Here is a 24,227-nt window from a genome sequence, read left to right as displayed (position 1 = left end):
ACGCGGTGGTAACCGCCAGGTCGACGGGCGGCAGTTGACCGGCAACTTCGCCCGTTGGCATCATGGGCACGGCATCGGTCAGGACCGATGCGCCGGTCCTCACCCAGCGGGCGCTGGGGCTGCTACGGAAGGGATCGGATGTTCGGCGCGCAGGTACGGGCCCACCGCCGGCGGCTAGGTATGACGCAGGAAGACCTGGCAGCCGAAACGGGCGTGAGCGTGCGCACCATCCGGAACCTCGAAGCCGGCCAGACCGGCCGCGCCCGGCCCGGAACGGTACGGCTGCTGGCCGACGCGTTCGCGCTCGCCGGCGCCGAACGGGACCGGTTCTGCCGGTCCGCGCTCGACGGCACCGACCAGCAGCCCGCGGACCAGGCCCCGACGAGCACCGCCGGCACTCCCCCGGCGCACGGACGACCCGTTCCGGCGCAGCTGCCCGCGGAGGTGGCCGGCTTCGTCGGCCGTACCGACCAGCTGCGACAGCTCACCAAGCTGCTCGACGACCATGACCGGCCGGCCGCGGTGGTGATCTCCGCGATCGCCGGCACGGCCGGCGTGGGCAAGACCGCCCTCGCGGTGCACTGGGCACACCAGACCCTCGACCGGTTCCCCGACGGGCAGCTGTACGTCAACCTGCGCGGCTATGACCCCGACCAGCCCGCCACCCCCGCCGAGGTGCTGGCCCGGTTCCTCACCGCCCTCGGGGTGCCCGGCACCGACATCCCCGCCGACCTCGACGAACGCGCCGCCCGCTACCGCACCGAGCTCACCGGCCGGCGCCTGCTCATCGCGCTCGACAACGCCGCCACCGTCGAGCAGGTCCGTCCCCTGCTACCCGGAACCGGTTCCTGCCTGGTCCTGGTGACCAGCCGCGACAGCCTCGCCGGACTGGTCGCCGTCAACGGCGCCCACCGCCTCGACCTCGACCTGCTCCCCCCGGCCGACGCGATCACGTTGCTGCGCCGGCTCATCGGCCACCGCGTCGACGCCGACCCGGACGCCGCGGCCACCCTCGCCACCCAATGCGCCCATCTCCCTCTGGCGCTGCGGGTCGCCGCCGAACTCGCCGTCGCCCGCCCCACCACCCCCCTGGCCGAACTGGTCATCGAACTGGCCGACCAGCAGCACCGCCTGGACCTGCTCGACGCCGACGGCGACCCCCGCGCCGCCGTCACGGCGGTGTTCTCCTGGTCGATGCACCACCTACCGGTCGACGCCGCCCGCACCTTCCGGCTGCTGGGCCTGCACCCCGGCCCCGACATCGACGTCTACGCCACCGCCGCGCTCACCGACACCGGCCTGCCGCAGGCTCGCCTCGCCCTCGACCGGCTCGCCCGGGCCCACCTCGTGCATCCCACCGGCCCGGCCAGGTACGGCATGCACGACCTGCTGCGCGCCTACGCCACCACCCTCACCACCGCGCACGACTCCGCCGCCGACCGCCGGGCGGCGTCGACCCGGCTGTTCGACTACTACCTGGTCACCGCGGCGGCCGCCACGCAACAGCTGCGCCTCGTCGATGCCCGCGGCCGGCCCGGCACCGCTCCGCCGGCCACCACCCCGATTCCGGAACTGGCCGGCCCCGGCACCGCCCGGCGGTGGCTGGACACCGAACGGCCCTGCCTGGTGGCCGCTGCCGCGCACACCGCCACCCACGGCTGGCCCGCCCACGCCGTGCGGCTGTCGATGACCCTGTACCGCTATCTCGAGGGCGGCCACTACATCGACGCGCTCACCATCCACGCACACGCCCGCGACGCCGCCCGGCAAGCCGGTGATCCGGCCGGGCAGGCCCACGCGCACCTCGGCCTCGGCGGCATGAACATTCGCCTCGGCCGGCTGGAGTTGGCCACGGAGCATCTGGTCCAGGCGTCAGTGCTGTTCCGGCAGGCCGGAGACCTGATCGGCCAAGCCCGTGTGCTGACGAACCTCGGCGTCGTCGAGGACCACCGAGGCTTCTACCAGGCCGCCGCCGACCGCCTCGAGCAGGCGCTGACCCTGTACCGGCAGACCCGCCACACAATCGGCGAAGCCATGGCTCTGCACAACCTCGGTGTCGCAGAGGACCACCTGGGCCGCCATCAGGCCGCCGCCGACCGCCTCGAGCAGGCACTGGCCCTGTACCGACGGCTCGGCTACCCCCGCGAAGAAGCCATGACGCTGCACAACCTCGGCCTCGCCGCGATGGGGCTGGGCCGCTACCAGGAAGCCGCCGACCGCCAGGAGCAGGCGCTGGCCCTGTTGCGACAGCTCGGCTACCCGCGCGGGGAAGCCTGGGCGCTGTACGGCCTCGGCAGCGTCCAGACCCGCCTCGGCCGGCCTGACCAGGCCATCGCGCTCCACGAGCAGGCCCTCACCCTCTTCCGGGAGTCAGGTGAGCGCGGCGGCGAAATCCGAGCGCTCAACGGCCTGGGCGAAGCCACCCTCGCCGCCGGCCGCCCCGCCGACGCGCTGACCCACCACACCACCGCCCTGAGCACCAGCGTTGTCCCCGATCAGCAGGCCCGCGCCCACACCGGCGCCGACCGCGCCCACCACCTGCTCGGCGACCTCGTCCGCGCCCGGCACCACTACGAACACGCCCTGGCCCTGCACACCCGCCTCGGATCCCCGGATGCCCACGACGTAGGGGCCCGCCTCATCGCCCTCGACGCGTCACCTGACACCGGCCACGACCTGACGCATGCGCGGGCCGACGATTCAACACACGATCTGCCGTGCTCTGAAACCGAGGAAGCTGAGCTGGGCAAGTGATCGCTCTGATTCCTTGACCGTCAAGGACCTCCTCATGTCGACCCGGCGCGCCCGAGCGCGTTCGCAGCAGCTGGGCCGACTTCCTGCGCGCTCAGGCCGATGCCCTGCTGGCGTGTGACTTCCTCGAGACGGTCACCCTGACCGGAGCGGCGATGTACGTGTTCGCGGTGATCGAGCACGCCAGCCGCCGAATCCGCATCCTCGGCGCCACCGGGCACCCCACCACCGGTTTCCGGGCGCGGTACATGCTCCGCGACCGAGACGGCAAGCACTCGAACTGTTTCGACGCCATCCTCGCCGCCGCGGGCACCGACGTCGTCCTCAGCGGCATCCAGATGCCGGGCATGAACTCGATCACGGAACGGTGGGTCCAGACCTGCCGCCGCGAACTCGGCGGCATCCATGAGTACCAACATGCCGCCTGACCTGTGCGGACGGCATTTTCGGCAGCTACAGCGCGGTCGGCCCGCACCGCTGGAGCCGGGCCAGCTGCCCACCATCACCGAGGCCGAGCCCGGCACGCCGCTCGTGCTGTGACCGGGCGGTGATCAGACACAGCCGGAGGAGAACATGCCCTGACCGAACGTCACGAGCCAGCCCGAGCACAGCAGCCCGATCGCCGCCGCCCCGAAGAGCAGCCCGGCGGGGGCCGCCCACCACCCATACGCCTCCCGCGCGGCCGAGAACGCCGTCACGCAGGCCGCAACCATCCCGGCCAGTGCCAGCCATGGCAGCGGGTCCACGCCCCCGGCCGAGCACCGCACCGACTCGGACCGCGTGGCGGCGAACCGCAACACGCCGATCGACGCGGCCAGCAACAGCCCGGCCGCCCAGAACCTTCGCACGCTCATCCATCCATGACGCGCGACCGGCCGCCGAGGTTGGCGCCAGCTCCGCCCGGTCCTGCTCAAGGGAGCGGTCGCCATGGACCGAATCGTCGCGCCGCCGGGGACGGCCACACCCGACTGGTTCGGAGCGTATGTCACTCAGCTTGTCATGCAGATACAGTAAGAGGGCATATCCATCGATAGGATATGCCCTCTGAGCTGGTCGGGACGGCGGGATTCGAACCCACGACCCCTTGTTACCGACCGTCACGATCCATAGGTGGCCATTCGTTGTTAACTCCTTGCGTTAAGCTGCACAAGCGGTGCCGCGCGGTGATCGTTAATTGTCGCTGAGTGTCAACGCTTGGCGGGGGTTTTCGGGGGGTAAACGGGGGTCATTCTTCGGCATGGCGCCATCGGCAGGATGTCGGCGCAGGTCGGTGCCCTGCCGGGGGACGTCACAGAACTGTAAAAGCACAGCATATCCGGTTGGTCACTGAATGTAGACGCCAGCTTTGAGCTCATATGAACAGACGAGGACGCCCCGGCATAGACGCCCGGGGCGTCTTCGCGTTCGCCTCGTGATCTGGAGCACCACCACGCAAATCGCGGCTACAGAAGGGCAGAAGAATTCCTAATCTCGATGGCTAATCGACGCCCCCTGACTGCCGGAGCCAGGACGCGTAGTGGCCGCCTACCAGTTCGGTACGGACTCCACGCCTCCGCCGGCGCCGAAGTTCGTAATGGGCACCATAGACTCGTCCAGGATGTTCCAGCCTGTACCGCTCAGCACCCGGTAGTCGATCGCTCGCACGTCCTGGCGCCACGCGTTCCAATAGCTTTCGGCTGACCAGTCAATCTCGCTTCTCCTGGACGACATTAGGAGCGCATCGAAGATCTCCCCGATCGCGTCGGATATCGGCTGAGCTTCGTCAACGGCGCTGAACGTGAAGCCCACAGTCGATGGATCGTCGGCCAGCATATGAACAATCAGGGGACGAACAGCCTTGAGATTGCTGTGGTGCCACAGCCGCGGGACATCGATGAGGCGGTGGGGGCCGATGAAGTCGGCGTGCCACAGAATCCCAGGAGCCCCGGCCAGATCGGAAGGCCAACTCGCCCACGGGCGGCGGCTCGCATGCACCGACAACTGGATGCCGTATTGCCGTTCCGCGTGCGCTATTAGCCGTTGGGCAGCGGGATGCGAACCCTGGATCCAGCCGTCGGTCACGGGATCTGTGTGCGTTGCGGGCTTCGGCTTCCGTCGGCGGTTGTATGAGGCGAAGGCGATGAACGCACCGCGTTCGAGATCGCGGAGCGTCTGTTCGAGCCGGTCAAGATCGTCCTGGTGCGGCCGGCGCAAGTGGCCGATCCGGTGCCGGACGCGTTTTAGTTCGTGCTGCCTGCCCTCCCACGACTGCTGTTCGATCAGCGCGTAGCCGAAGAGGTCCCAGCGCAGCTTCATGACGTCGACCAGTTGGCGCTGTAGTCGAGGTACGCGAGAGGGTTGTCGTTGTCCACGCTGGCCATGTGGACGAACGCGGCGTCCTGGGTTTGCCGGCCGGCTGCGGCGCGAACCTCATCCACCCACTTGCGGCCGTGAGCGGCGCGGAGTTCAAGGTACGCGAGCTCGCGTAGCCAACTCTCGAGCTGCCACCACCGCGCGTAGAGGCCAAGAGATGCCGGGGGCATCGAGTCCGAAACAGCCGCGCGAAGCGCACGATCGAGACGCGGGTCGTCCCACGGTTCCGTCCGGCGTTGAGCGCGGTCATCCGGCAACGGTGCTGCGTCCATGACACTCTTCTACGCCATCGAGCGGGCGTGCTGCCAGCCAATTGGCTACGGCCACCGCCGCGCCGCCGAGTACCAACCTTCCGGCCACGAGGAGACCGGCCAACACGGCGTGGAAAAGGAGCACTGGATCGACCCGGCCGCAGCATCCGCAACTCGGCTAAAGTAGTTCGGTTCGGACCACCAACCTGCAACTCGTTCCAGCGGACCAGACCGAGGTTGAGCTCCGAATCCTCGCAGCTCAACCGGCACAGACCTCGATCAAGGCATGCTGGTTTGCCTTGTCGGGGCACGTCACAGAACTGCAAAGGCGCGACGTGGCTGGTAGATCCCTAGTTGTGGATGCCAACTACCCGCTCTCATGCTGGGGAAGGGAGGTCCACGTGGCGGTTCCAATAGCAGAGCAGCGCAAGCTGTATCAGCTCTCCGGCAATATGTGCGCATTTCCTAAATGCCGGCGCGAACTGACGGCCGCCGCAACAGCCCAAGACCCGCTCGTGGTCGTCAGCGAGGTCGCGCACATCGTCGCGGAAAGCCCGGACGGCCCGCGTGGAGACGCCGCCCTGACCACTGCCGAACGGAACAGGTACGAGAATCTGATTCTCCTGTGCAACCAGCATCATCAGCTCATTGACTCGCAGCCGAACACCTGGACGGTCGCGCACCTGCAGGAGATGAAACGCGGCCACGAGGAATGGGTGCGACGCACACTCGGCACGGTCGATGTCGTCACGGGCGCATCATCAGCTGATCAACTTGAGGCGCGGAAGGTCGACGACCTGCCGCTGGTGGCTTCGATCACGGATGCCGCGTTGCTGCGAGTTCATCCGTCGATACCCCTCGTCGGGCCTTCGCAGGAGTTGCACCGGGACTTGCCGTCGTACATCCCAAGAGACGCGGACGGTGCCGTCCGTGAAGCCCTGACCGCCATGCGGACAACTGGCGGATTCGTCCTGCTGGTGGGGAGGGCAGTCTCCGGCAAGACGAGGCTCGCGTACGAAGCTATAAATGCCGTAATGCCTGATTGGCGCCTACTTCTGCCAACATCCACCAATGAGGTCAGCGCCCTGTCCCGCGCCAACCTGGGGCGCGGACACCTGGTCGTCTGGCTGGACGACCTCGAACGGTTCCTACAGCCTGGCCAGTTGCCGAGCGGAGCCCTGCAACGCCTAATCGATGATGCCGGCCGACCGGTCGTGGTTGTCGGGACGATCTGGCCAGAGCACTATGACCGACTCCGTGAACACGGCCGCCCCGACGATGCTCGAACGCACCTTTACCAGGATGCCCGCGACGCGCTGCGGCTCGCGCATCGCTTCGACATCGCAAGCGAGTTCAGCCCGTCGGAACTCGACCGAACCAAGCAAGTCGCAGAGCTGGATCCGCGTGTGCGTGAAGCTGCGGCCCACTCCGACGTCGGTTCGCCGGTCAGCGTTCTCGCATGCGCTCCTGATCTCGTTTTCAAGAGAAGACAGGCCAGCGACCCAGCAGGCGCTGCGGTTCTCAACGCTGCCGTCGATATCAGACTGTGTGGACATCGGGGGGTCATACCCGCAACGTTGCTGGAGAACCTCGCGGCGACCTACCTTCCCGCAGCGCTGCGCGCGACCGCCACGGCAGGTTGGTTCAGCATGGCAGCGAATTGGGCGGTCACCCCGGTACGTGGCACCATTTCAGCGCTCATCCCACATGCGACGATCATCGGCCGCGTCGACGGCTACGAGCTTTCCGACATCCTGCTACACGACGCAATACGCAGCGCGGACTTCTCCCCGCACCGCATCCCCACCCCGATCTGGGAGCAGTTGGCGGCCAACGCCGACGCCGGTTCGTGTGAGTCGATCGGTTTCAACGCTATCGAGCTTGGCCTCACCAGCATCGGGAGACAAGCGCTGTTGAGAGCCCTCGACCACGGTTCCACCGTCGCTGCCGGCATCTTGGGCTTCTCATATTTCGACGAAGATGACCCGGCCTCGGCGATCGAATGGTTTCAACGGGTCCTTGATCTCGGCTTCGACGACTTCGCCGGCATGATTGCCGTCAGCTACCAGCGACTCGGCGACGGCGAGCAAGAGCGGCTATGGCTCAACAGGGCCGCGGAAAGCGGCAATGCCGGCGCCATGATCGGCGTGGGTAACAACTGTGAGGACGACAGTGATTTCGACGGCGCCGCCGAGTGGTACCGCCGAGCACTCGACCGCGGCTTTGCTCCCGCCATGAGCTACCTGGGCGCGCTGGAGCATCGGCGCGGTAACTCCGAAGCCGGCAATGCGTGGTTCAGGCAGGGCGCCGATGCAGGAGAGCCGGCCGCGATGATGAATCTCGCAGTTGCGCTCTATAGCAGCGGCGACCCGGTCGGTGCCGAACGATGGCTGCGAGCCGCCATTCAGCAAGGCGAGATCGCGGCGATGACTCGTCTCGCCCAGCTCCTTCGCGAGACGCAGCGCGCCGACGAGGGGCTGCTATGGGCAAGGCGAGCGGCGGATGCTGGAGACGAACCGGTCTACACCGTGCTCGGTCTCCTGTTGGCAGACCATGGCCACAACGAACAGGCTGAGACGTGGCTGCGCCGAGGGGCCGAAGCCGGCCAAACGGACGCGATGCTGGCCCTCGGTGACACGCTCGAAGCGCGGAACGACATCGCCGGAGCCCGCGAACTGTTCGCCGCGGCGGCCACGGAGCGCACGACGCCACTGGCGATGTTCCGGTACGGCGTGTTTCTCCTCGAGCTCGATGATCAAGCGGAAGCTCGGATCTGGCTCCAGCGTGCCGCCGAAACCGGCGACGCAGACGTCAACCGCCTTCTAGCCGATTCAGGCATCCAGCTCGAACAAGACGACTCGATCGCCCCAGCCGAGACACACACTGACGCCAGCCGCGCGGGCACCCCACACCCACACCGCCTCGGAATGAGCTCGATACCCGCCGCGATCGAGTGGACCCCGCTCCAACACCGATGTGGTTGCGTGATCGACTGGGGCTGGAGCCCAGAAACCGGAGACCCCGGATCCTTCATGCAACACTGCCTGAACATGCCAGCGTTCAACTGTCCTTGGCACGGCGCAGCCTCCGGCCTGCCGGTCGACGCCCCCGAGGACGCGACCCTGGACATGAAAGACCCACAAACTGGGCGCTCGCAGTACGCCCGCAAGGCCCAGGATGAGGACATCGAGCTCGGCAAGCGGCTGGCGGCCAGCCTCATGGAGATCGCATCAGCGATCGTCGACGGCGACGAAGACCTGATGCTGGCAGGAGCGCCGCCGGAACTCATCAGCTGGTATGCGGCGAACGGCTATGACGCCGTCGAGCGGTGGATCGAGTCCAGACTGGTCGACATCATCCTCAACCGCAGGCGACCCGGCTTCGAATGGCAGACGATCATCCGACGCGCGGGCACTAGCAAGGCAGATTCTCCGTAGACCGTGTCCCGCCAAGGGCGCCAAGTCTGAGTTGGCGAGGACAGATTGATCAAACGTTATCAAACTAGTCCAAGTCCGGCCGCACCGTCCGGACGCACCACCGATCTCCTGCACGGAGAGCAGGCGAATCGCCAACCTGCAACATACCCACCAGCCAAAGTCGCAGGTCAGGCCCAATGTCATCGCAGCTCAAATGACATGGCACGCGATCAAGTCATGCGGGCCTATCTCTAGCCGGGGGCAGTCACAGAACTGCAAAAGCGCAGCGTGACTGGCCAATCACTGATAGTGGACGCCATTTCGCGTTCGAGTAGACGATCAAGGATGCCCGGCCAGATGGCCGGGCATCCTCACGTTGACTCGATCTACAGCGCCAACGCGCCTGGATCGCGGCAGGTGAGTGCGCATGCTCGGGTTCCGCAGCGCTGAAGGCCGTAGCGTGCACCGCGTTCCAGTGTCCTCGGTTTGCAGGACTCAACGCCACTCAAAGGCGTAAGCCGAACCGGCGAGAGTCGCCCACCTTAACGGGGGATGCCACATCAGCCTGCTGGAGGCGTCGTCCGCGAACAATAGAATGGCACGCTTGCCTAAGTCAGCGAGGAGCGGTTCCATTGACCTTACGACTTCCGTCTCGGTATGAAGATCTTGACGTCGCATTCCGCGGGCGGCTGCGGGCCAGCCCGGAACTGATCCAGGTTGTCCAGCGGTGCAACAAGTCGATGCAGATCTCCGGTGGTCTCCGCTTCTTGCCGCTGTACGGACGGAGTGGTTCCGGTAAGAGCAGCGCGGTGCGGGAACTCGCGACCCACCTTCCAGAGTGTCGCGTAGTGGAGCTGACCAGAAGCCAAATTCAGTCCGAGGCGGAGTTGGTCGCGGCGGTCACGTCCCACCCAGGGCGCGGCGCACTCGCGCCGAAGATCACTGTGGCAGTGGTCGACCAATACGAGGAGGCCGTCGCCGAACAGAATGCGGTACCCAGCCAGTTCGTGGAGCGGCTCAGCCTGCTGGACCGAGGCGCACTGAAGGACAAGCAGGTGCTGGTGGTCTGGCTCACCACCAGTAAAGATTTTCAATCTCAGCTTGCGCGCGCCACGAGTCGTAATGAGCGGATCTTGGTAGCTGCGGATATGGAACTCGGCGGCCCGGAGAAGTCGCAGTGGTCGGCCATCATCGAGGAGACCTTCGAGTTCCACAACGGCGGTCAGAATCTACCTGATCTCGAAGTACTACTCACCGACCTGGAAGAGACCACGGCAACCACAGGCACCATCGGCCTTGCGATAGAGCGCGTCGGCGGGCAACTGGCAGAGCGAATGGAGAATCTACAAGACCTTTCCAGGCACCAGGTGATCATGCTATGGCCGGTAACTGACGGCCTCCGGATCCAGCGTCTACAGTCTTTCACGAACGCACGCGAAGGCTACCGGCTCAATTGGGGCGCATTTTATCGCGAACTGAGTGCCGATGACCACCGAACACTGCCACTGGCGGCGTACAATCGCGCTCGCCTATACTTTGACGTGCGGCTAGTTCCGATCGCAGCGGCAGATCTCTACCCACTATGCAAGGATCTGAGCGAGCTTAATCCAAGCATCGGCAAGTCCTACTTAGACCGGTTCGAACAGTCCCACTTCGTCTCACTTCTGAAGGAGACATGGAACACTGACTCCTTCAGTCCAATGAAGGAACGCGAGTCGAAAAGAGCAGAAACGGCAAGGGCGTGGTACAACACGTCGGGCGTGACCCGCGATCCAGTAGGGCTGGGTAGGCGTATCGCGTACTGCTTGCGAGAGGTCGGTATCCAGGCCAAGCATGAACAGGACATCACCACGACACACAGCTCGGTGCGTGCTGACGTTCTAGCTACCCGAGACAGCTCATTCCAGTCGGAGGTCATCGTGGAAATGAAGGCGTACTCTGCCGAGAACACGATGCCCTCGACCGTTCGAGACGCGATCAAGACGACGCTGCGCCGCCACGCTCAGCTTGCGGGCTTCCTGCCGCGATCGTAACGCCCGGTCGGAATCACCAACCTGCAACCACTCTGGCGGCGCCAGTCCCAGGCCAACCCGCGTATCCGCCAAGCTCAACGTGGACGAAGCCGCGATCGAGTCGTGCAGGCTGTCTCCAGCCGGGGGCACGTTACAGAACTGCAAAAGCGCAACGCAACTGGCCGATCACTATTTGTCGACGCCAGCTTTCCGCTTACGTAGCCACGAAGACGCCCCAGGGATCTCACCCCGAGACGCCTTCGTGGCCGTGCACCTCGCCGAACTAGTCGACCTTGAGGTTGCCATCGTCAATCAGTGTGTGCGTTAAGCTGTGCAAACGCTGTCTGGCGCTGGCCGTTGCCTTGTCGGTGGTTGTCAGCGCTCGGCAGGGGTTTTCGGGGGTAAACGGGGGGCGTCAGCCAGTGTCTGGGGGGCTGCTCTCGCCGGCGCCTACCGGGTCGCTCGATGATCGGCAGCCCGAGGGCGTGGGCTGAGGATCGGGGAATCGCTAGGTACCGCCGCGACACGGTGCTGTCCTTTGCGGCGACGCTGCTGCAGACTGATCCCGTGACGACCTCCCCTGCGCCGAAATCGCCAGCAGTAAGCCGATTCGCCAGCTATGAGCTCTTCGTTGGCTCCTTGCGGGATCTGGCCGGGCGCGCAGTGAAGGGCACAGTCTCTGAGGCTGAGGTGGCGGCAGCTCTGGACGGCGCCCCCAACCGGGCGTTGGCGGCGTTGGTCGAGCGCTCTGTTCGTCGAGACGCCGGGGCCTACTTCACTTCATCGGTGTGGCGAAAGCAGCTCGATGACCTACTGCCGAAGACGATCTCAGGTTCTTGGCTAGATCCAGCTTGCGGCGCCGGCGACCTTCTACTATGCGTCGCTCAGCGCCTTGCCATTCAAGATTCGTTACGGGCAACGCTAACGTCCTGGGGATCTCAGCTCTACGGCACGGACCTTGAGCCAGAATTCGTGGAGGCTGCGCGTCTGCGCTTGTTGGTATGTGCCGTCAGCCGCTTCCGCGCAGAGCGGCCGAACGCCCCAGCGGAGCGGATCAGCAAGAAGGCGCTCTTCCCAAACGTCCGAGTAGGCGATGGCCTGACTGCCCTTGAGCAGGCGAGGTCACATCAAGGCATCATTATGAATCCTCCCTTCGTCACCCAAGACACCCCCAAGGGTACGAAGTGGAGCAGTGGGGGTGTCTCGTCGGCAGCGGTGTTCCTCCACGCTGCCGTACGGCACAACCCCGGTTCGACAGTGATTGCGATCCTGCCCGATGTGATCCGGACAGGATCCAGATATGGCCACCTACGCGACGAGGTTCAAGGCTGGTTGACCAGCGGAAGAGTGGTGGCGACCGGAATCTTTGGGCCGGATGCAGATATCGATGTGTTCGTCCTGAAGGGAAAGGTCGCGAAGTCGCGGACATCCTTGGCGCTGCCCTGGTGGCCCCAAGGGCCCCCCAGCAGTCGGCCACTTGCCAACTTCGCCAACATCGCAGTCGGATCGGTCGTCGACAACCGGGACGCACATGACGGCCCTGAACGACCGTACCTAACGGCCAGGGCGCTAGGCACTCAGACGGTGATCAAGGACATCGAACGACGTCGAAAATCCGACAAGACCTCTGAAGCACCACCGTTCATCGTGTTGCGTCGCACCTCGCGGCCGGAGGGGGACGGTCGGCCGCTCGTGCCCGTCCTGGTAGTCGCCGACGAGCCAGTAGCGGTGGACAATCACCTGTTGGTCGTTCGGCCACATGATCGCTCGGAAGCCGGCTGTCGGCGCATCATCTCGGCGCTTACCAGCACCGAGGCGTCCCGATGGATCGATGCGCGGATCAGATGCCGCCACCTCACAACTCGCGCCGTCTCCGAACTTCCCGTCGACGCCGCACTGTTCGACGACGAGGCCAACTAACGGGTGCCGACCGAGGAGCAGCGAGCCTCTCGATAGCCCTGGGTGCTCCTTTATCTGATGGTTCCAGGCCGAGGCGTTGTCCCACCCCACACGGACCGTTAGCCTTTGAACTCGTGGCGGCTACCGATCAGAGCGGCGAAGCGTCCGTACGGCTGCGCTTCGCGCCGCAGGTACTTGCCCGCCTCGGCGAGGAACTCATACCGCATGCCGACCTCGGGATTGTGGAGCTTGTCCGCAACTGTTACGACGCCGGGGCCCCGTCGTGCACCATCGCCCTCCACGACGCCGATGAGCGGGGCGGAACCGTCGTCATCAGCGACGACGGTGACGGCATGACGCGCAACGAACTGGACAGCGGGTTCCTCTTGATTGGCCACTCCCGCAAGCCCACCCAACCGATCACCTCCAACAATCGGCGAAAAATCGGAGAGAAGGGTCTCGGCCGCCTGGCGGGCTTGCGCCTTGGACACCGAGTGGAGGTACGGACTCGGCCAATAAGCGAACCGAACGTCGAGTATAGCCTGGCGATCGACTGGGACGCCTTCGATCGAGCGCCTACTGTCGATGCCGTATCGCTACCGCTAACACGGGCATTAACGACCGAACGCCACGGCACTACGATCAAGATCAGCTATTTACGGAACCCCCTCGATCGCGCCGACATTGAGCGGTTGGTGCGCTCGCTATTCCTCATCAACGACCCCTTTGGCGCCCAAGCCGGCGGCTTTCTCGTGAAACTCATGGCGCCGGGGTATGAAGAACTCACCGAGCGGCTGACCAACGGCTACTTCGATCAGACTGACTATCGCATTGAGGCGTTGCTAGACGAGAACGGCAAAGCCCAAGTCCGTGTCTTCGACTGGAGGGGCGTCGAAACTGCCACCTTCGGCCATGAGGAAATCGCCGCGCAGCGAGGGGAAGACCCGTTTAGCGCGCCGTCATGCGCCTTCAAGCTGTGGGTGATCCCTCTAGGCGGAGACTCCTACCGGCAACGGGGCTCCACGGTTCCTGTTAACGAGATTCGTCAGTGGCTCAAGCAGGTCGGCGGTGTTCATCTTTATCATCGCGGGCTACGCGTTCACCCCTACGGCGACCCTGGACACGACTGGTTGGATATGAACCTCGGCAGAACGTCAAGCCCCGAGGAGCGCCCCAGCACAAACAATTCCGTAGGACTTTTCGTCGTCGACGGTGGCGATGACCTGCTGGTGCAAAAGACCGACCGAAGCGGATTCATCGAGAACGAAGCCTTCCGCGAGCTCAGAGAGTTCGGCAGGGCCGTGCTGACTCGGGTTTCCCGGGATCGAGTCAAGCGCCGCGACGCGGACCGTGAAAAGCGGCGCCAAGAAACGCGAGAGGATATGGAGCGCACGGAAGCAGAACTCAAGAAAGAACTTGAGCAGCTTCCGGCGGCGAGCCGTCGCCGAGTTGAACAGAAGGTGACGGCGAAACAACATAGCCTGGAAAAGCGCGTACAGATACTTGAACAAGATCTAGCCTTGTATCGAACTCTTGGCACGGTGGGAACAACCGCTGCCGTGTTCGCACACGAATCGCTAGTCCCCGTCTCCAGTCTAAAGATGCAGGCTCAGCTGATCGAAATGGAAGGCCGCACCGCCTTACCGGATGACTATCAGGAGCGCCTCGGCCGGCCTGTGGAGCGCATCCGCACAGCCGCCGACTCGCTCCAGGCATCAGCGCAGATGACGCTACGACTAGCAAAGCGCAGTAAGCGAAAGTCTGGCACTGTTTCGCTTCATGTGGTGGTCCAAGACCTGGTGTCTATCATCCTGCCCCGCCTCGAAGGGCGTGAAATAACCGTCGAGACGGATCTAGCTGCGGCAAATGACGCAATTGTCACTACGGTCGCGAGCATTGAGGCGATATTGGCAAATCTGCTCGTGAACGCAAGTCGTGAGCTCAGCGGCACGGACGGACCTCCGCCGGGAAACAGAAAAATTCTGGTTCGGTCGAGAAACCAGGGCAAGGATGTCGTATTTGAGGTTCTAGACAATGGCCCTGGAATACGAGGCATACCTTTGGATGACATCTGGCTACCCGGTCAGTCGACGTATCCGGACGGGACTGGCCTAGGTTTAACCATCGTGCGGGATGTCGTGGCTGACCTCAAGGGTCGGGCAGAGGTCGCAGCTAAAGGCGAACTTGGCGGCGCTCACTTTACAATTGCGATTCCAGCGTTGGCGAGGAATGACTTATTCCGTGCGAAGGCCAAGAGCAAGCGCCCTTCCGATGGCGGAGACTCGGGTCAGGCGCAACTACTATGACCTCACCGGCATTGCTCGAACGCATCCGATCGCTACAGGTCTCCGTGGTGGACGATCGGCGGGATGACGCCGAGGACATCCGCACCATATTGCGCTTTGGCAAGGTCAACGCCAAAGTGGTGGTGCCGACGACCGCGCAAACTATGGCGGAGCTCGTTGTTACCCTCAAGGCGACATCGACGGCAGTTCTCTGCGACCACAGACTCAGTGAATATTCCGGCGTAAACTATACCGGCGCACAACTTGCGGCAACACTGAATCGAAATAAGGTACCGACGGTCTTGTTTAGCTCATACACCGATCCGGAGCACTCTCCCGAAATTCGAGCCGAACTCGCTGGCCTGCCGTCGTATCTGCCGCGCGGGGAGCTGAATCAGCTGGACCGAATTGCCACAGCACTCGACGTGGCATGCAACGAAGTTCTACTAGGCCGACCACCCCTAGGCAGACAGAGGTTTTCAACCCTCGTTCGAATTCTTGGTATTGAGGGTTCGATGGACTCGCGAACAGCAGTAGTTGTGATTCCGGCGTTCGACCCCGAAAAACTCGTACGCGTACCACTCGACAAGCTGGAAGCCAAAACCGTGCCCGCGCCTCAGGATCTCATAGGTCGTCGCTATATGGCCATGGCGAACATTTGCGCAGCGAGCGAACATGAAGTCTTTGTGGAAGACGCCCGCCCGGCCGTCGAATTGTCCGAGGAGTAGAGGGTGTCACACAGCGCAGTTGGCTCTGACGACGCAATGGAGATCGCAGTCCTTGACATCGGGCACGGCAACACGACCATCATCCGGGATGGCCAAGAGGTCGGAATGGTCGACTGCTCCCGAAGTAATGTGGTCTACGATGAGTTGGCACGTACCGACACAAAGCGCCTGCGACACCTGATCATTTCACACTCCGACAATGACCACATGCATGGGGTCATGCGGCTTCTGGCGAGGGGGATATCAGTCGATCTGGTCTCAGCCAACGCCGACAGTGCGAAGGATAGCGTCGCATGGATGGACTTTCGAACTGTTGTAGAGGAAGAGATTCTTGCGGGCCGGACGCTACTCTCCGCGGTTCATTTCGGGAATGCTGTCCCCTTCGCTGTTGGACGCATGAAGATCGAAGCACTCCACCCTGATGCTAACCTCGTGCTTCGTGGACCAACCCGAGGTGCATCTCGGCACGAGGTTGCGGTGGATGGAAATGATTGCTCAGCAGTGTTGCGAGTCTTGGTCAACGAGCAACCAGTAGCACTCCTTGCAGGAGATGTAACTCGATACGGCTTCGATAGAATGGTTTCTCGCAAACTATCCATGGCGGCACCGCTTCTGGTTTTCCCCCATCACGGCGGCCACTGCGAGGGTGACGACCGCGTATTTGCGCGAGAACTCTGTGAGGCGGTCCAACCAAATTTCGTAGTGATCTCGCATGGCAGGTATAGCGGTTACGGAACTCCGCAACCAGAAATTATCCAAGGCATTCGAGACTATAGCAGCAACGCAAAAGTGCTCTGCACCCAATTAGGACTCGGCTGCGACACTCGGAAACCAATTCCGCAACCTCGTCATTTGGCGCTGCGGCCAGCCGACGGGAAGCGAAAAGGCGGATGCTGTGCTGGAACTTTGGTGTTTAGAGTATCGACAGATGGGCGCATTTATGTCGAGCCCAATTTCGCCGATCACCGAGGATTTGTCACCTCGTCTGTGGCGCACGCTTTGTGCGCCAGGATCTAATTAGTGCGGCGCTCAGGCCGAGGTTGGCAATTGTAAGGCCGAGTCATGCTGGCGCCAAGGCTTTGGGGTAGCAGAAGGCCGTCGATGCCCGGGCAATTCGTGCCGCTTGCGGTGAACAAACTTCGTCGCCGCAGGCCGTCTGATGGTCCACAGTGGATGCTGGGAACTAAGAAGGCACGGCGTGGATCAGCTCAGGTTCGAGGCAGCAGCCCTCGGGACGTACACCGTACGCGTCGCCTCGGAGAGCATTTGGATCCTCAAGGGGATGGGCACCCACTACTTCCAGCTCCAACTGGAAGTCGGAATTCCGCAGGTCGGTGCGGAGGCCGGACGGCTGCTATGCCTGGAGACAACGCTCTACGCTCCGCAGGAAACCGGGCCACGCGCGCCGCTCGATTCGGCGAACGTATCCGTCCCGTTTAGTGCGACCGGCGAGGTCCGACGGCCGACGCTTCAGTACCTCATCACCAACGCCAGCTTCTGGCACTGGGGCATCTGAGATCACCGAGCACTTCAGTATCGCCGAGAGCACGTGGCGCCAGCAGCTCGCCGGGCTCGGCCGCACGCTCGGGGTGGAGATGCTGATCCCCTTTCCGGCCGACGATGAACCACGCAGAGTCGTAGCCGACTTCCTCCGCGAGGCCCAACGGCTGCTTGGCGGCAACGAGATCGACTCCGCGATGCTCCAGGTGCGCAAGGCACTAGAGAGCATCAAGAAGACAAGCGGCTGGAACTGGCCGGGCAAGAAGGACAAGGGCGACATCACTGCCGATGAGCGATGGTCCGCGCTCCGGGCGGCGATGGAAACCAGGCTAGCGGGGCCATGCACGTGGACCCAGGTACTACGGACTACAAATACAGTCGAGCCGAGGTCGAGTCGTTGATCGCAATGACCGCCGCCCTGCTGCGCGTCATGGTGTAGGGCGGCCATCGTCGGGCGTACGTCACGGCTGCAAACTTGCAGACAATGTCGGTCGCGGATTGTGTCGGTCTGCTTCGGCCTGCAATTCGTTCACGATCAAAGGGTGCCTTGGCCGCTCGGCCGAGACACCCTTGATTCGCCAGAGCGGCTGTCAGTGCGCCGTCCTGAGCCACCCCCGCTTTCGTGGAGCTTCTCTAACGTGATCGACTGATCATGGGGAGGAAGCATCCGTGGCCGCACCGAAGAAGTACCCCGACGAGCTCAGGGCGCGGGCTGTGCGCTTGTATCGCGAGTCGGACCCGAAGCCGGTGATCCGGCGGCTGGCCGAGCAGTTGGGCGTGCATCACGAGGCGCTGCGCAACTGGATCCGGCAGGCTGAGGCCGACGCCGGCGAGCGCGCTGACCGGCCGAGCACGGATCTGCTGGAGGAGAACCGCCGGCTGGCGAAGGAGAACGCCGAGCTGCGCCGGGCGAACGAGATCCTCAAGGCCGCGAGCGCGTATTTCGCGGCTGAGCTCGACCCGACCCGGCGACGGTCGTGAGGTTCATCGACGAACACTCGCACCTGTTCGCGGTCGCGCTCCTGCTACGGGTGCTCGGTATCGGCGAGTCGACCTACCACGCGTGGGTCAAGCAGGCTGAGCAGCCGTGCGACCGGGACCTGGTCGACCTGGCCTGCTGTCCAACATCCACGAGATCTGGGAGGCGTCTGGGCGGACCTACGGCGCTGACCGGGTCCACCGGCAGCTGCGCCGCGACGGGATCCGGATCGGACGCAAACGGGTGGAGCGGCTGATGGCCGGTCAGGGCTGGCAGGGCGCGTTCCTGCGCCGCGGCTGGCGCGGCGGCTCAACCAGGCAGGACCCTCGGCACACACCGGCACCGGACCTGGTCAACCGGAACTTCACCGCGGCCGGCCCGAACCGGCTCTGGGTCGCTGACGCCACCCGCATCCCGTGCGGGGAGGGCGTGTTCTGGCTGGCCGCCGTCCGGGACGCGTTCTCCCGCCGGATCATCGGGTGGAAGACCTCAAACCGCTGCGACACCGATCTGATCCTGGCCGCGCTCGAGTACGGCATCTGGTCGCGTGATGTCCGCGACGGCCAGTTGATCCATCACAGCGACAGGGGCTCGAACTACACGTCGTTCCGGTTCTCGGAACGCTTACGGGACAACGGGATCCTGCCATCCCTGGGATCGGTCGGCGACTCCTACGACAACGCGTTGATGGAGAACTTCTGGTCCACGTTGAAGATCGAACTGGTCTATCGCGCCAGCTGGCGGACCCGCGACGAGGCCGAGAACGCGATCTTCACCATTACGGCTGGTACAACACCCGCCGCATCCAACGCGAACTCGGCTACCACAGCCCCGACGAATACGAGACCGCCTGGCAGGCACAGATCGAGCCGGATAGCCTCACCCCTGCCCCGACCGGCGGCACGGCCGCACCGCGCCACAGTCCGCCCGCAAAGGCCCTCTGAACAGCTATTTCAACCGCCCGCGCACGACCGTCTGTCCGATTTCGGAGCCGCCACCAAGGTCCTTACCGGCGTCTGCCGCGTGCACACCCAGCCGGCCGGTGGATCGCCTCCGCGCCATGGCGGACCACTCGGTCGGCTCCGACCAATCGGCGGGCCGATCGGGTGGCCTCGCGAACAGGGTCGATAAGCCGACATCCGCACGTGCATGCACACGTGCAGATTCGCTTGCACGGGCTGCGCCAGGTCGGCATGATGACGCCGTGACCAGCCAGAGACGTCGATGCAAACATCGTTTATCGCAGGCCGCAGCGTGCCGCGGGCGTTCAGGAATCTGGCCCTCCATGTTGTTGATCTGTACATTGATGGGCTTCGCAATAGTTACGGCGCTTGTCGCACAACCGACGCTCGCCGTCGCTGCGGGCACCGCGAGCCTCGGTCTAGTCGGGCGACTCGCTCGACATGTCCTGCCAGGCGGAACGCGAGCGCGGCGAGCCAACTCACGCAATCACACGTCATGTAGCAACGCGTTGGGAACGCCGATGCGAAAAGGAGGATGACGTGACAAGCGGCGCTCAGGCGGGGAACGACGTACTCGGCTCACCCAACATTTTTCGACGGCTATTGGGCGAGCAACTGCGGAGCTTGCGAGAACGGAGCGGGTACAATTGCGAAGCTGTAGGGCGGCATCTGCAAGGCTCAGGATCCAAGATCAGTCGGATCGAGTCCGGCCACGTAAAGATCAAGGAAAGCGATCTTATCGCGCTGCTTCAGCTGTACGGTGTCGCCGACGCGGCCGAGCACCGGGCGTTCCTACAGGTCGTATCACTGGCGAATGATGCGCCATGGTGGCGAGAGTACGGCGACGTCGTGGCCGACTGGTTCGATCCGTACCTCGCTCTTGAATCCGCGGCTGAGACTATCCGTACATACGAGATGCGCTTCATACCCGGGCTGCTACAGACACCCGAGTACGCACAGAAGGTAATCGGTCTGGATTGCCCGCCCGCTGAGGTGGGCCGTCGGGTCGAACTGCGGCTGCGTCGACAACACACGCTGATCGAGCGCACGTCGACGCACTTGTGGGCGGTGATCGACGAAATGGCACTGATCCAGGAAATCGGGGAGCCCCACGTCATGCAGCAGCAGATCGCTGCCCTTATCAAGGCCGCAGAAGCCCCGAACATCACCATCCAGGTGCTGCCAGCCCGCGACGGGTTGCGCGTCAAGACCGGCAACTCCTTTTCAATCTTCCGGTCGCGGCCCGAGAAGGTGCCCGATGTGGTCTACCGCGAGCAGCTCGACGGCGGGAACTATCTTTATGGCCCAAGCGCAACCGATCCCTACATGGTCCACATGAACGCCATCGGCGTCGCAGCAAAGAGACCCAAAGACACGATCGCGTTGCTCGAGCAGATCGCGCGCGGTGAAGCGCTCTCGTAAAGGAGCCGCGCTCGCGGCTGCGCACAACAGTGCGGACGCCTAACGCGCATGTCGATCACGCGTTGTTCGAATGCGGTCTTGCCCGTACTACGCGCGTCCGGCAGTGACCCACCACCCCACACGAAACTGTTGGGCACACCTAACGGGGTCAATTGGCGTGATTGATGGTCTCGCTGCCGAAAGCCGCGCCTCTGGTTCGGCGGCTCCCGCGGAACCGCCCGAGAGGCGATCCGGCTGCTGCGCGAAGAGGGCCTCGTCATCACCGAGCACGGGCACCTTCGTCCGCCCGGCGCTCCCGGTGCGTCGCCTCGGATCGGAGCGCTACCGCCAGGAGGTCCAGCAGCTCACCGGCAACTATCCGCCGGAGACCTCGTTAACGGTGACGGCGAACAACGCGCGGTCCGACTACAGGCTCGACAAGGAGTTCCGCAAGGCCCCCGCGACCATCTCGCTCGCAGAGCGGTTCGAGGTTGAGATCGGAACCATGCTCTTGGAGCGGAGGTCACGTTCCACGCCACCGGCGTGCCGCAGCAGATGAGCACCTCGTACCTGCTACTGGACCTGGTCGCCGGGACGCCGGTCGCCGACCTTGAGAACGAGCCCCTGGCCGGGCGGCACCACCGCACAGCTCTATTCGCTCGGCATCACCATCACAGGCGTGCGCGAGCGGGTGCGGGCGCGGATGCCGCTGCCGGACGAGCTGGAGACGCTGCGCATGCCGTCCGGCGTGCCGGTCGTGACCATCACCGGCAGACCTATGCGGGCGAGCGAATCGTCGAAGTCGCCGTGAGCATCGTTGTCCCCGACGACCGCGTGGAGCTGGACTACTGGGATCGGCATCGGCTAGGTCCAGGTTCGAGTTCGCGCTCTTGCGCTCCTCGACCGGCTCCGAATAGCAACCGCTGGAGCGGATTCCGACTCCGTAGAGGGATGAGTAGCCGGACCCATTGCCGGCCAGAGCGGCCGCGTTGTTTTGTCGCTATAGGACAAGCGCGCCGACTTCACAGCTGGACCTCGTCGCCTCTGTTGGCCTGATCCTGGCGTCGCTGGTTCCGGTGCGGGCGCCGGGGCTTACCTGTGCGAGCGCCAGAGGAGAAAGCGAAGGTCCCGGATAGGTCCTGTGGCGGCGCGGACGAGTTCTGTGAAGGTGCGCCACGCGTCATGCCATTGTCTCAGTTGCCAGCTTCGAGAAAAGGGCCCCCGAGGACGTTGCCACCTTCCCCGAGGGCCGGTTCTGTTTACGGTTCTGGCTACCCCGCCTCGAAGCCGTCGACCGTCGCGTCGTTGGCGACGTCTTTGAAGCGCTGGACGAGCTGGTTGACGCCGGACCAGGCGGTGAAGATGTCCTGCTTCTCGATCTGCGGGTCGCCCACAACGCTGACCGTCAGCATGGCACCCTTGTCCCGCACGGCGATGATCTGGAATGTGTGCGGGAGGTTGTGGCGGATGGTGACCACCCGAACGCCGTTGGGCCAGTCCTCGAAGGTGTCCCCGCTGAAGCCCAGCGTGAGGTCTTCGACGTAGAGCGGGGCGGGGAGCTGGTGGACCGTGACCTCCAACGTGCTACCGCCGGTGCTGAACGTCGCCGTGGCCGCATGGAGGTCGGGGTACCGGACCGCCGAGATGCGCTTGCTGCCGGCCGGTACGAGGCGCTGCGCCAGTGCCGTGACCCGGTCGATCGAGCGTCCCGTCGCCTCAGTTCTGGGCGGGGCGATGGCTGTCGGTGCAGCGGCGGCGGCAGCCGCGGTGCTAGCGGGTCGCTTCTCGTTGATCAGCCACTGCTGAGCCGACTCGGCGTGAGCGACCGGAGTCGCTGACGCGTCGTCGGCGCCGTCATGTTCCACGTTCGCTATGGTAGTAGCGCCCGCAGCCGCCGCGAGCACAAGCACGGCCAGCGCAACGACTGCCGCTTTGGGTTTTGCCATTGTCATCCCTTCCGTGTTCCGATTCCACGATCAGGTACGTGCTTACGGGCAGAGTCCTCCGCCGGTGCCCAGCGCGTTCATGGCGCGGTACCCGACGGGTGTGGCGTACGGGTCCAGAACGAACCACGTGTTGCTGATGATCTGGTAGTAGAACCGGAGCCCGTCGGGTCCGACGTTCCAGTAGGTCCCGTACATGTCGGTGGCGCCGCTGTTTCTCAGCTCACCTTGGAGCGCCGTCCATGTGTTCCGCCCGACGATGCCGTCCTGGAGCAGGCCGCGGGCCTTCTGGTACCGGATTGTCGCCGCGTCCGTCTTAGGGCCGAAGTCGCAGTCGGGGGTGCCGGGGTTCATTCCCGTGTTGGCCAGGACGAACTGGACACCGAGGACCGAGGTACCGTAGTCAACGTAGTACTGCCCCTGCGTGCAGGTGTCGCCCCAGGGGTTCGGCGTCGTCCTCTTGCACCCGTTCGGATAGAACGTGTTCGCGCTTGCCGTCCCGGCCGGGGCCAGTCCGAGCGCAGCGCCGAGCACCGATGCCGTGATCAGCGCCCACAGCTTCCTTTTGCGCATGTAACCTCCAAATCTCCCGTCTGAGCGATTGCGTCGACGGCACGTCAAAACATTAATCAACCGTCATTGATAGTCAACACAAATGTTCGTCGCTATTTGAGACGCCATTTGGGCATGCTTCATTGCAAATTCGCGTTCCGCGAAGATCGCGAATTCACTTCCCCCACCTGGCAATCAATTGACCCATGGAGGGCGCGCCGAAATGAGGTCTCCCCGGCCGGCAATAGGAAGCGTCGGCAATCCGAGCATCGTCATTGCGTCGTGCTCTTGTGGGAAGCGACCGGACCCGCACACGGCGAGGTCGAGGACCGTTGATGCATACCTTTGCGTTGTCTTGAGCTCTGCGAGGCGGCGACCGTGCCCGCGTACCGACGCCGTTCACGGCTGTGAGCTTGAGCCGTTTGCCGGATCAGCGAGCCAGGCGCGTGCCCACTGGGTCCACTGGCAGGGGTGCGGCGTGAGCCGTGCCCACGTGCTCAGGCAGCCTTCGCACATTGCGCTGCGCGGGACGTGTGCGGCGAGGATCGTGCGGGCCTGCTCGGTCAGGTCCGGCGGGCAGGGTTGACTCACGGGGCCGGGTGGGTTGAGAGGGGTCATCGTCGCAACTCCTTCTGACGCGACGTGTCGCTGCTCAGGCGCAGCGCTTCGGCTGCGCCGCGTTCGGTAGCCTCGAACCGCCTAAAGCCTCGCGCGCTCGGGATGGCTGTGACGGCACGGACCATTCCCGCCGCGCGGAGGGCATACAGGTCGGTCACGGGGAAGGAGCGCCGCGCGATCCACACGAGGTCCTGTTTGACGCGGGTGTTGTGCGGGCCGGTCATGGCCAGCAACAGTTCTGCCTGCGTGCCGGTGAGGCTCAACATTGGCCGGTCCCGGCATGGTTGCTGGGCTGGTGCACCGTTGTCGGCGGTGTCCTCGCCGTCGCTGTGGGCGTGTGCTGGTCGGTCAGCCGTTGCGCCTGAGCGACGCCACGGTCGGTCACCGTGAAGTTGTTGGCGTCGCGCACACCGCGGGGATTTGCCGAGCGGACCAATCCCGCCGCCCGCAACGCGTACAGATCCGCCATGGCGTACGGACGACGACGGATCCAGACCATATTCCAGTTGACCTGCACCTGCCCACCAGCATGCATCGCCAGCAGGAGCGTCGCCTGCCCTCTGGTCAACGCCAACACG

Annotated in this window: 22 protein-coding genes; 15 read left to right on the top strand and 7 right to left on the bottom strand. The window is 64.3% G+C overall.

What is annotated here, in order from left to right; translation table 11 throughout:
• The first annotated feature begins 87 nt into the window (after positions 1 to 87).
• Both ACZ6TV_RS31605 and ACZ6TV_RS31600 read left to right on the top strand, forming a co-directional pair.
• Positions 88 to 2,754: an ATP-binding protein gene (locus tag ACZ6TV_RS31605; RefSeq protein WP_465300946.1), complete on the top strand. Its 2,667-nt coding sequence runs from the start codon at positions 88 to 90 to the stop codon at positions 2,752 to 2,754.
• Between the two features lie 152 nt (positions 2,755 to 2,906).
• Entirely contained in the window at positions 2,907 to 3,179 is a 273-nt protein-coding gene (locus ACZ6TV_RS31600; protein ID WP_465300945.1) for a hypothetical protein, read from the top strand.
• Positions 3,180 to 3,302: 123 nt separating this feature from the next.
• Here ACZ6TV_RS31600 and ACZ6TV_RS31595 read toward each other — a convergent pair whose 3' ends face one another.
• The 3 genes from ACZ6TV_RS31595 to ACZ6TV_RS31585 form a co-directional block, all read right to left on the bottom strand.
• Positions 3,303 to 3,605, bottom strand: a complete 303-nt coding sequence (locus ACZ6TV_RS31595; protein ID WP_465300944.1) for a hypothetical protein — start codon at positions 3,603 to 3,605, stop codon at positions 3,303 to 3,305.
• 670 nt (positions 3,606 to 4,275) lie between these two features.
• Positions 4,276 to 5,046, bottom strand: coding sequence for a hypothetical protein (locus ACZ6TV_RS31590; protein WP_465300943.1), 771 nt, complete (start codon positions 5,044 to 5,046; stop codon positions 4,276 to 4,278).
• Positions 5,043 to 5,375: a hypothetical protein gene (locus ACZ6TV_RS31585; RefSeq protein WP_465300942.1), complete on the bottom strand. Its 333-nt coding sequence runs from the start codon at positions 5,373 to 5,375 to the stop codon at positions 5,043 to 5,045. Before ACZ6TV_RS31585 ends, ACZ6TV_RS31590 begins: the two co-directional genes overlap by 4 nt.
• Here ACZ6TV_RS31585 and ACZ6TV_RS31580 point away from each other — a divergent pair.
• From ACZ6TV_RS31580 to ACZ6TV_RS31520, 13 genes are all read left to right on the top strand, one after another.
• Positions 5,374 to 5,541 carry a hypothetical protein gene (locus ACZ6TV_RS31580; protein WP_465300941.1) on the top strand — a complete coding sequence of 56 codons (168 nt, stop codon included), beginning with the start codon at positions 5,374 to 5,376 and terminating at the stop codon, positions 5,539 to 5,541. The two genes, ACZ6TV_RS31585 and ACZ6TV_RS31580, sit on opposite strands and share 2 nt — an antisense overlap.
• Positions 5,542 to 5,755: 214 nt before the next feature.
• Positions 5,756 to 8,791: a tetratricopeptide repeat protein gene (locus ACZ6TV_RS31575; RefSeq protein WP_465300940.1), complete on the top strand. Its 3,036-nt coding sequence runs from the start codon at positions 5,756 to 5,758 to the stop codon at positions 8,789 to 8,791.
• 611 nt (positions 8,792 to 9,402) lie between these two features.
• Positions 9,403 to 10,803 carry an ATP-binding protein gene (locus ACZ6TV_RS31570; protein ID WP_465300939.1) on the top strand — a complete coding sequence of 467 codons (1,401 nt, stop codon included), beginning with the start codon at positions 9,403 to 9,405 and terminating at the stop codon, positions 10,801 to 10,803.
• A gap of 444 nt (positions 10,804 to 11,247) precedes the next feature.
• Complete coding sequence (locus tag ACZ6TV_RS31565) at positions 11,248 to 12,702, top strand: DNA methyltransferase family protein (RefSeq protein ID WP_465300938.1); 1,455 nt, start codon at positions 11,248 to 11,250, stop codon at positions 12,700 to 12,702.
• Between the two features lie 113 nt (positions 12,703 to 12,815).
• Positions 12,816 to 14,987 (top strand): ATP-binding protein, encoded by a 2,172-nt coding sequence (locus ACZ6TV_RS31560; protein ID WP_465300937.1) that lies wholly within the window; start codon positions 12,816 to 12,818, stop codon positions 14,985 to 14,987.
• 11 nt (positions 14,988 to 14,998) lie between these two features.
• Complete coding sequence (locus ACZ6TV_RS31555) at positions 14,999 to 15,694, top strand: hypothetical protein (RefSeq protein WP_465300936.1); 696 nt, start codon at positions 14,999 to 15,001, stop codon at positions 15,692 to 15,694.
• A 36-nt stretch (positions 15,695 to 15,730) separates the two neighbouring features.
• The gene (locus tag ACZ6TV_RS31550) at positions 15,731 to 16,711 is read left to right on the top strand and encodes a ComEC/Rec2 family competence protein (RefSeq protein WP_465300935.1); all 981 of its coding nucleotides are present in this window, start codon (positions 15,731 to 15,733) and stop codon (positions 16,709 to 16,711) included.
• A 181-nt stretch (positions 16,712 to 16,892) separates the two neighbouring features.
• Positions 16,893 to 17,210 carry a hypothetical protein gene (locus ACZ6TV_RS31545; RefSeq protein ID WP_465300934.1) on the top strand — a complete coding sequence of 106 codons (318 nt, stop codon included), beginning with the start codon at positions 16,893 to 16,895 and terminating at the stop codon, positions 17,208 to 17,210.
• 73 nt (positions 17,211 to 17,283) lie between these two features.
• Positions 17,284 to 17,595 carry a hypothetical protein gene (locus tag ACZ6TV_RS31540; protein ID WP_465300933.1) on the top strand — a complete coding sequence of 104 codons (312 nt, stop codon included), beginning with the start codon at positions 17,284 to 17,286 and terminating at the stop codon, positions 17,593 to 17,595.
• Between the two features lie 268 nt (positions 17,596 to 17,863).
• On the top strand, positions 17,864 to 18,175 hold the full coding sequence (locus ACZ6TV_RS31535) for a transposase (RefSeq protein ID WP_465300932.1): 312 nt from the start codon (positions 17,864 to 17,866) through the stop codon (positions 18,173 to 18,175).
• A 106-nt stretch (positions 18,176 to 18,281) separates the two neighbouring features.
• Positions 18,282 to 19,304 carry an IS3 family transposase gene (locus ACZ6TV_RS31530; RefSeq protein WP_465300931.1) on the top strand — a complete coding sequence of 341 codons (1,023 nt, stop codon included), beginning with the start codon at positions 18,282 to 18,284 and terminating at the stop codon, positions 19,302 to 19,304.
• 371 nt (positions 19,305 to 19,675) lie between these two features.
• Positions 19,676 to 20,557 carry a helix-turn-helix domain-containing protein gene (locus ACZ6TV_RS31525; protein ID WP_465300930.1) on the top strand — a complete coding sequence of 294 codons (882 nt, stop codon included), beginning with the start codon at positions 19,676 to 19,678 and terminating at the stop codon, positions 20,555 to 20,557.
• Between the two features lie 589 nt (positions 20,558 to 21,146).
• Positions 21,147 to 21,347 (top strand): hypothetical protein, encoded by a 201-nt coding sequence (locus ACZ6TV_RS31520; protein WP_465300929.1) that lies wholly within the window; start codon positions 21,147 to 21,149, stop codon positions 21,345 to 21,347.
• A 460-nt stretch (positions 21,348 to 21,807) separates the two neighbouring features.
• Here ACZ6TV_RS31520 and ACZ6TV_RS31515 read toward each other — a convergent pair whose 3' ends face one another.
• The 4 genes from ACZ6TV_RS31515 to ACZ6TV_RS31500 form a co-directional block, all read right to left on the bottom strand.
• Complete coding sequence (locus tag ACZ6TV_RS31515; RefSeq protein WP_465300928.1) at positions 21,808 to 22,482, bottom strand: hypothetical protein; 675 nt, start codon at positions 22,480 to 22,482, stop codon at positions 21,808 to 21,810.
• Positions 22,483 to 22,524: 42 nt separating this feature from the next.
• The gene (locus ACZ6TV_RS31510) at positions 22,525 to 23,052 is read right to left on the bottom strand and encodes a peptidoglycan-binding domain-containing protein (protein ID WP_465300927.1); all 528 of its coding nucleotides are present in this window, start codon (positions 23,050 to 23,052) and stop codon (positions 22,525 to 22,527) included.
• Positions 23,053 to 23,645: 593 nt separating this feature from the next.
• Positions 23,646 to 23,915, bottom strand: coding sequence for a hypothetical protein (locus ACZ6TV_RS31505; RefSeq protein ID WP_465300926.1), 270 nt, complete (start codon positions 23,913 to 23,915; stop codon positions 23,646 to 23,648).
• On the bottom strand, positions 23,909 to 24,226 hold the full coding sequence (locus ACZ6TV_RS31500; RefSeq protein ID WP_465300925.1) for a hypothetical protein: 318 nt from the start codon (positions 24,224 to 24,226) through the stop codon (positions 23,909 to 23,911). Before ACZ6TV_RS31500 ends, ACZ6TV_RS31505 begins: the two co-directional genes overlap by 7 nt.
• Position 24,227 lies beyond the last annotated feature (1 nt).

The organism is Dactylosporangium sp. NPDC051087 (assembly GCF_055586325.1).
This window is presented reverse-complemented; position numbering and strand designations above follow the sequence as displayed.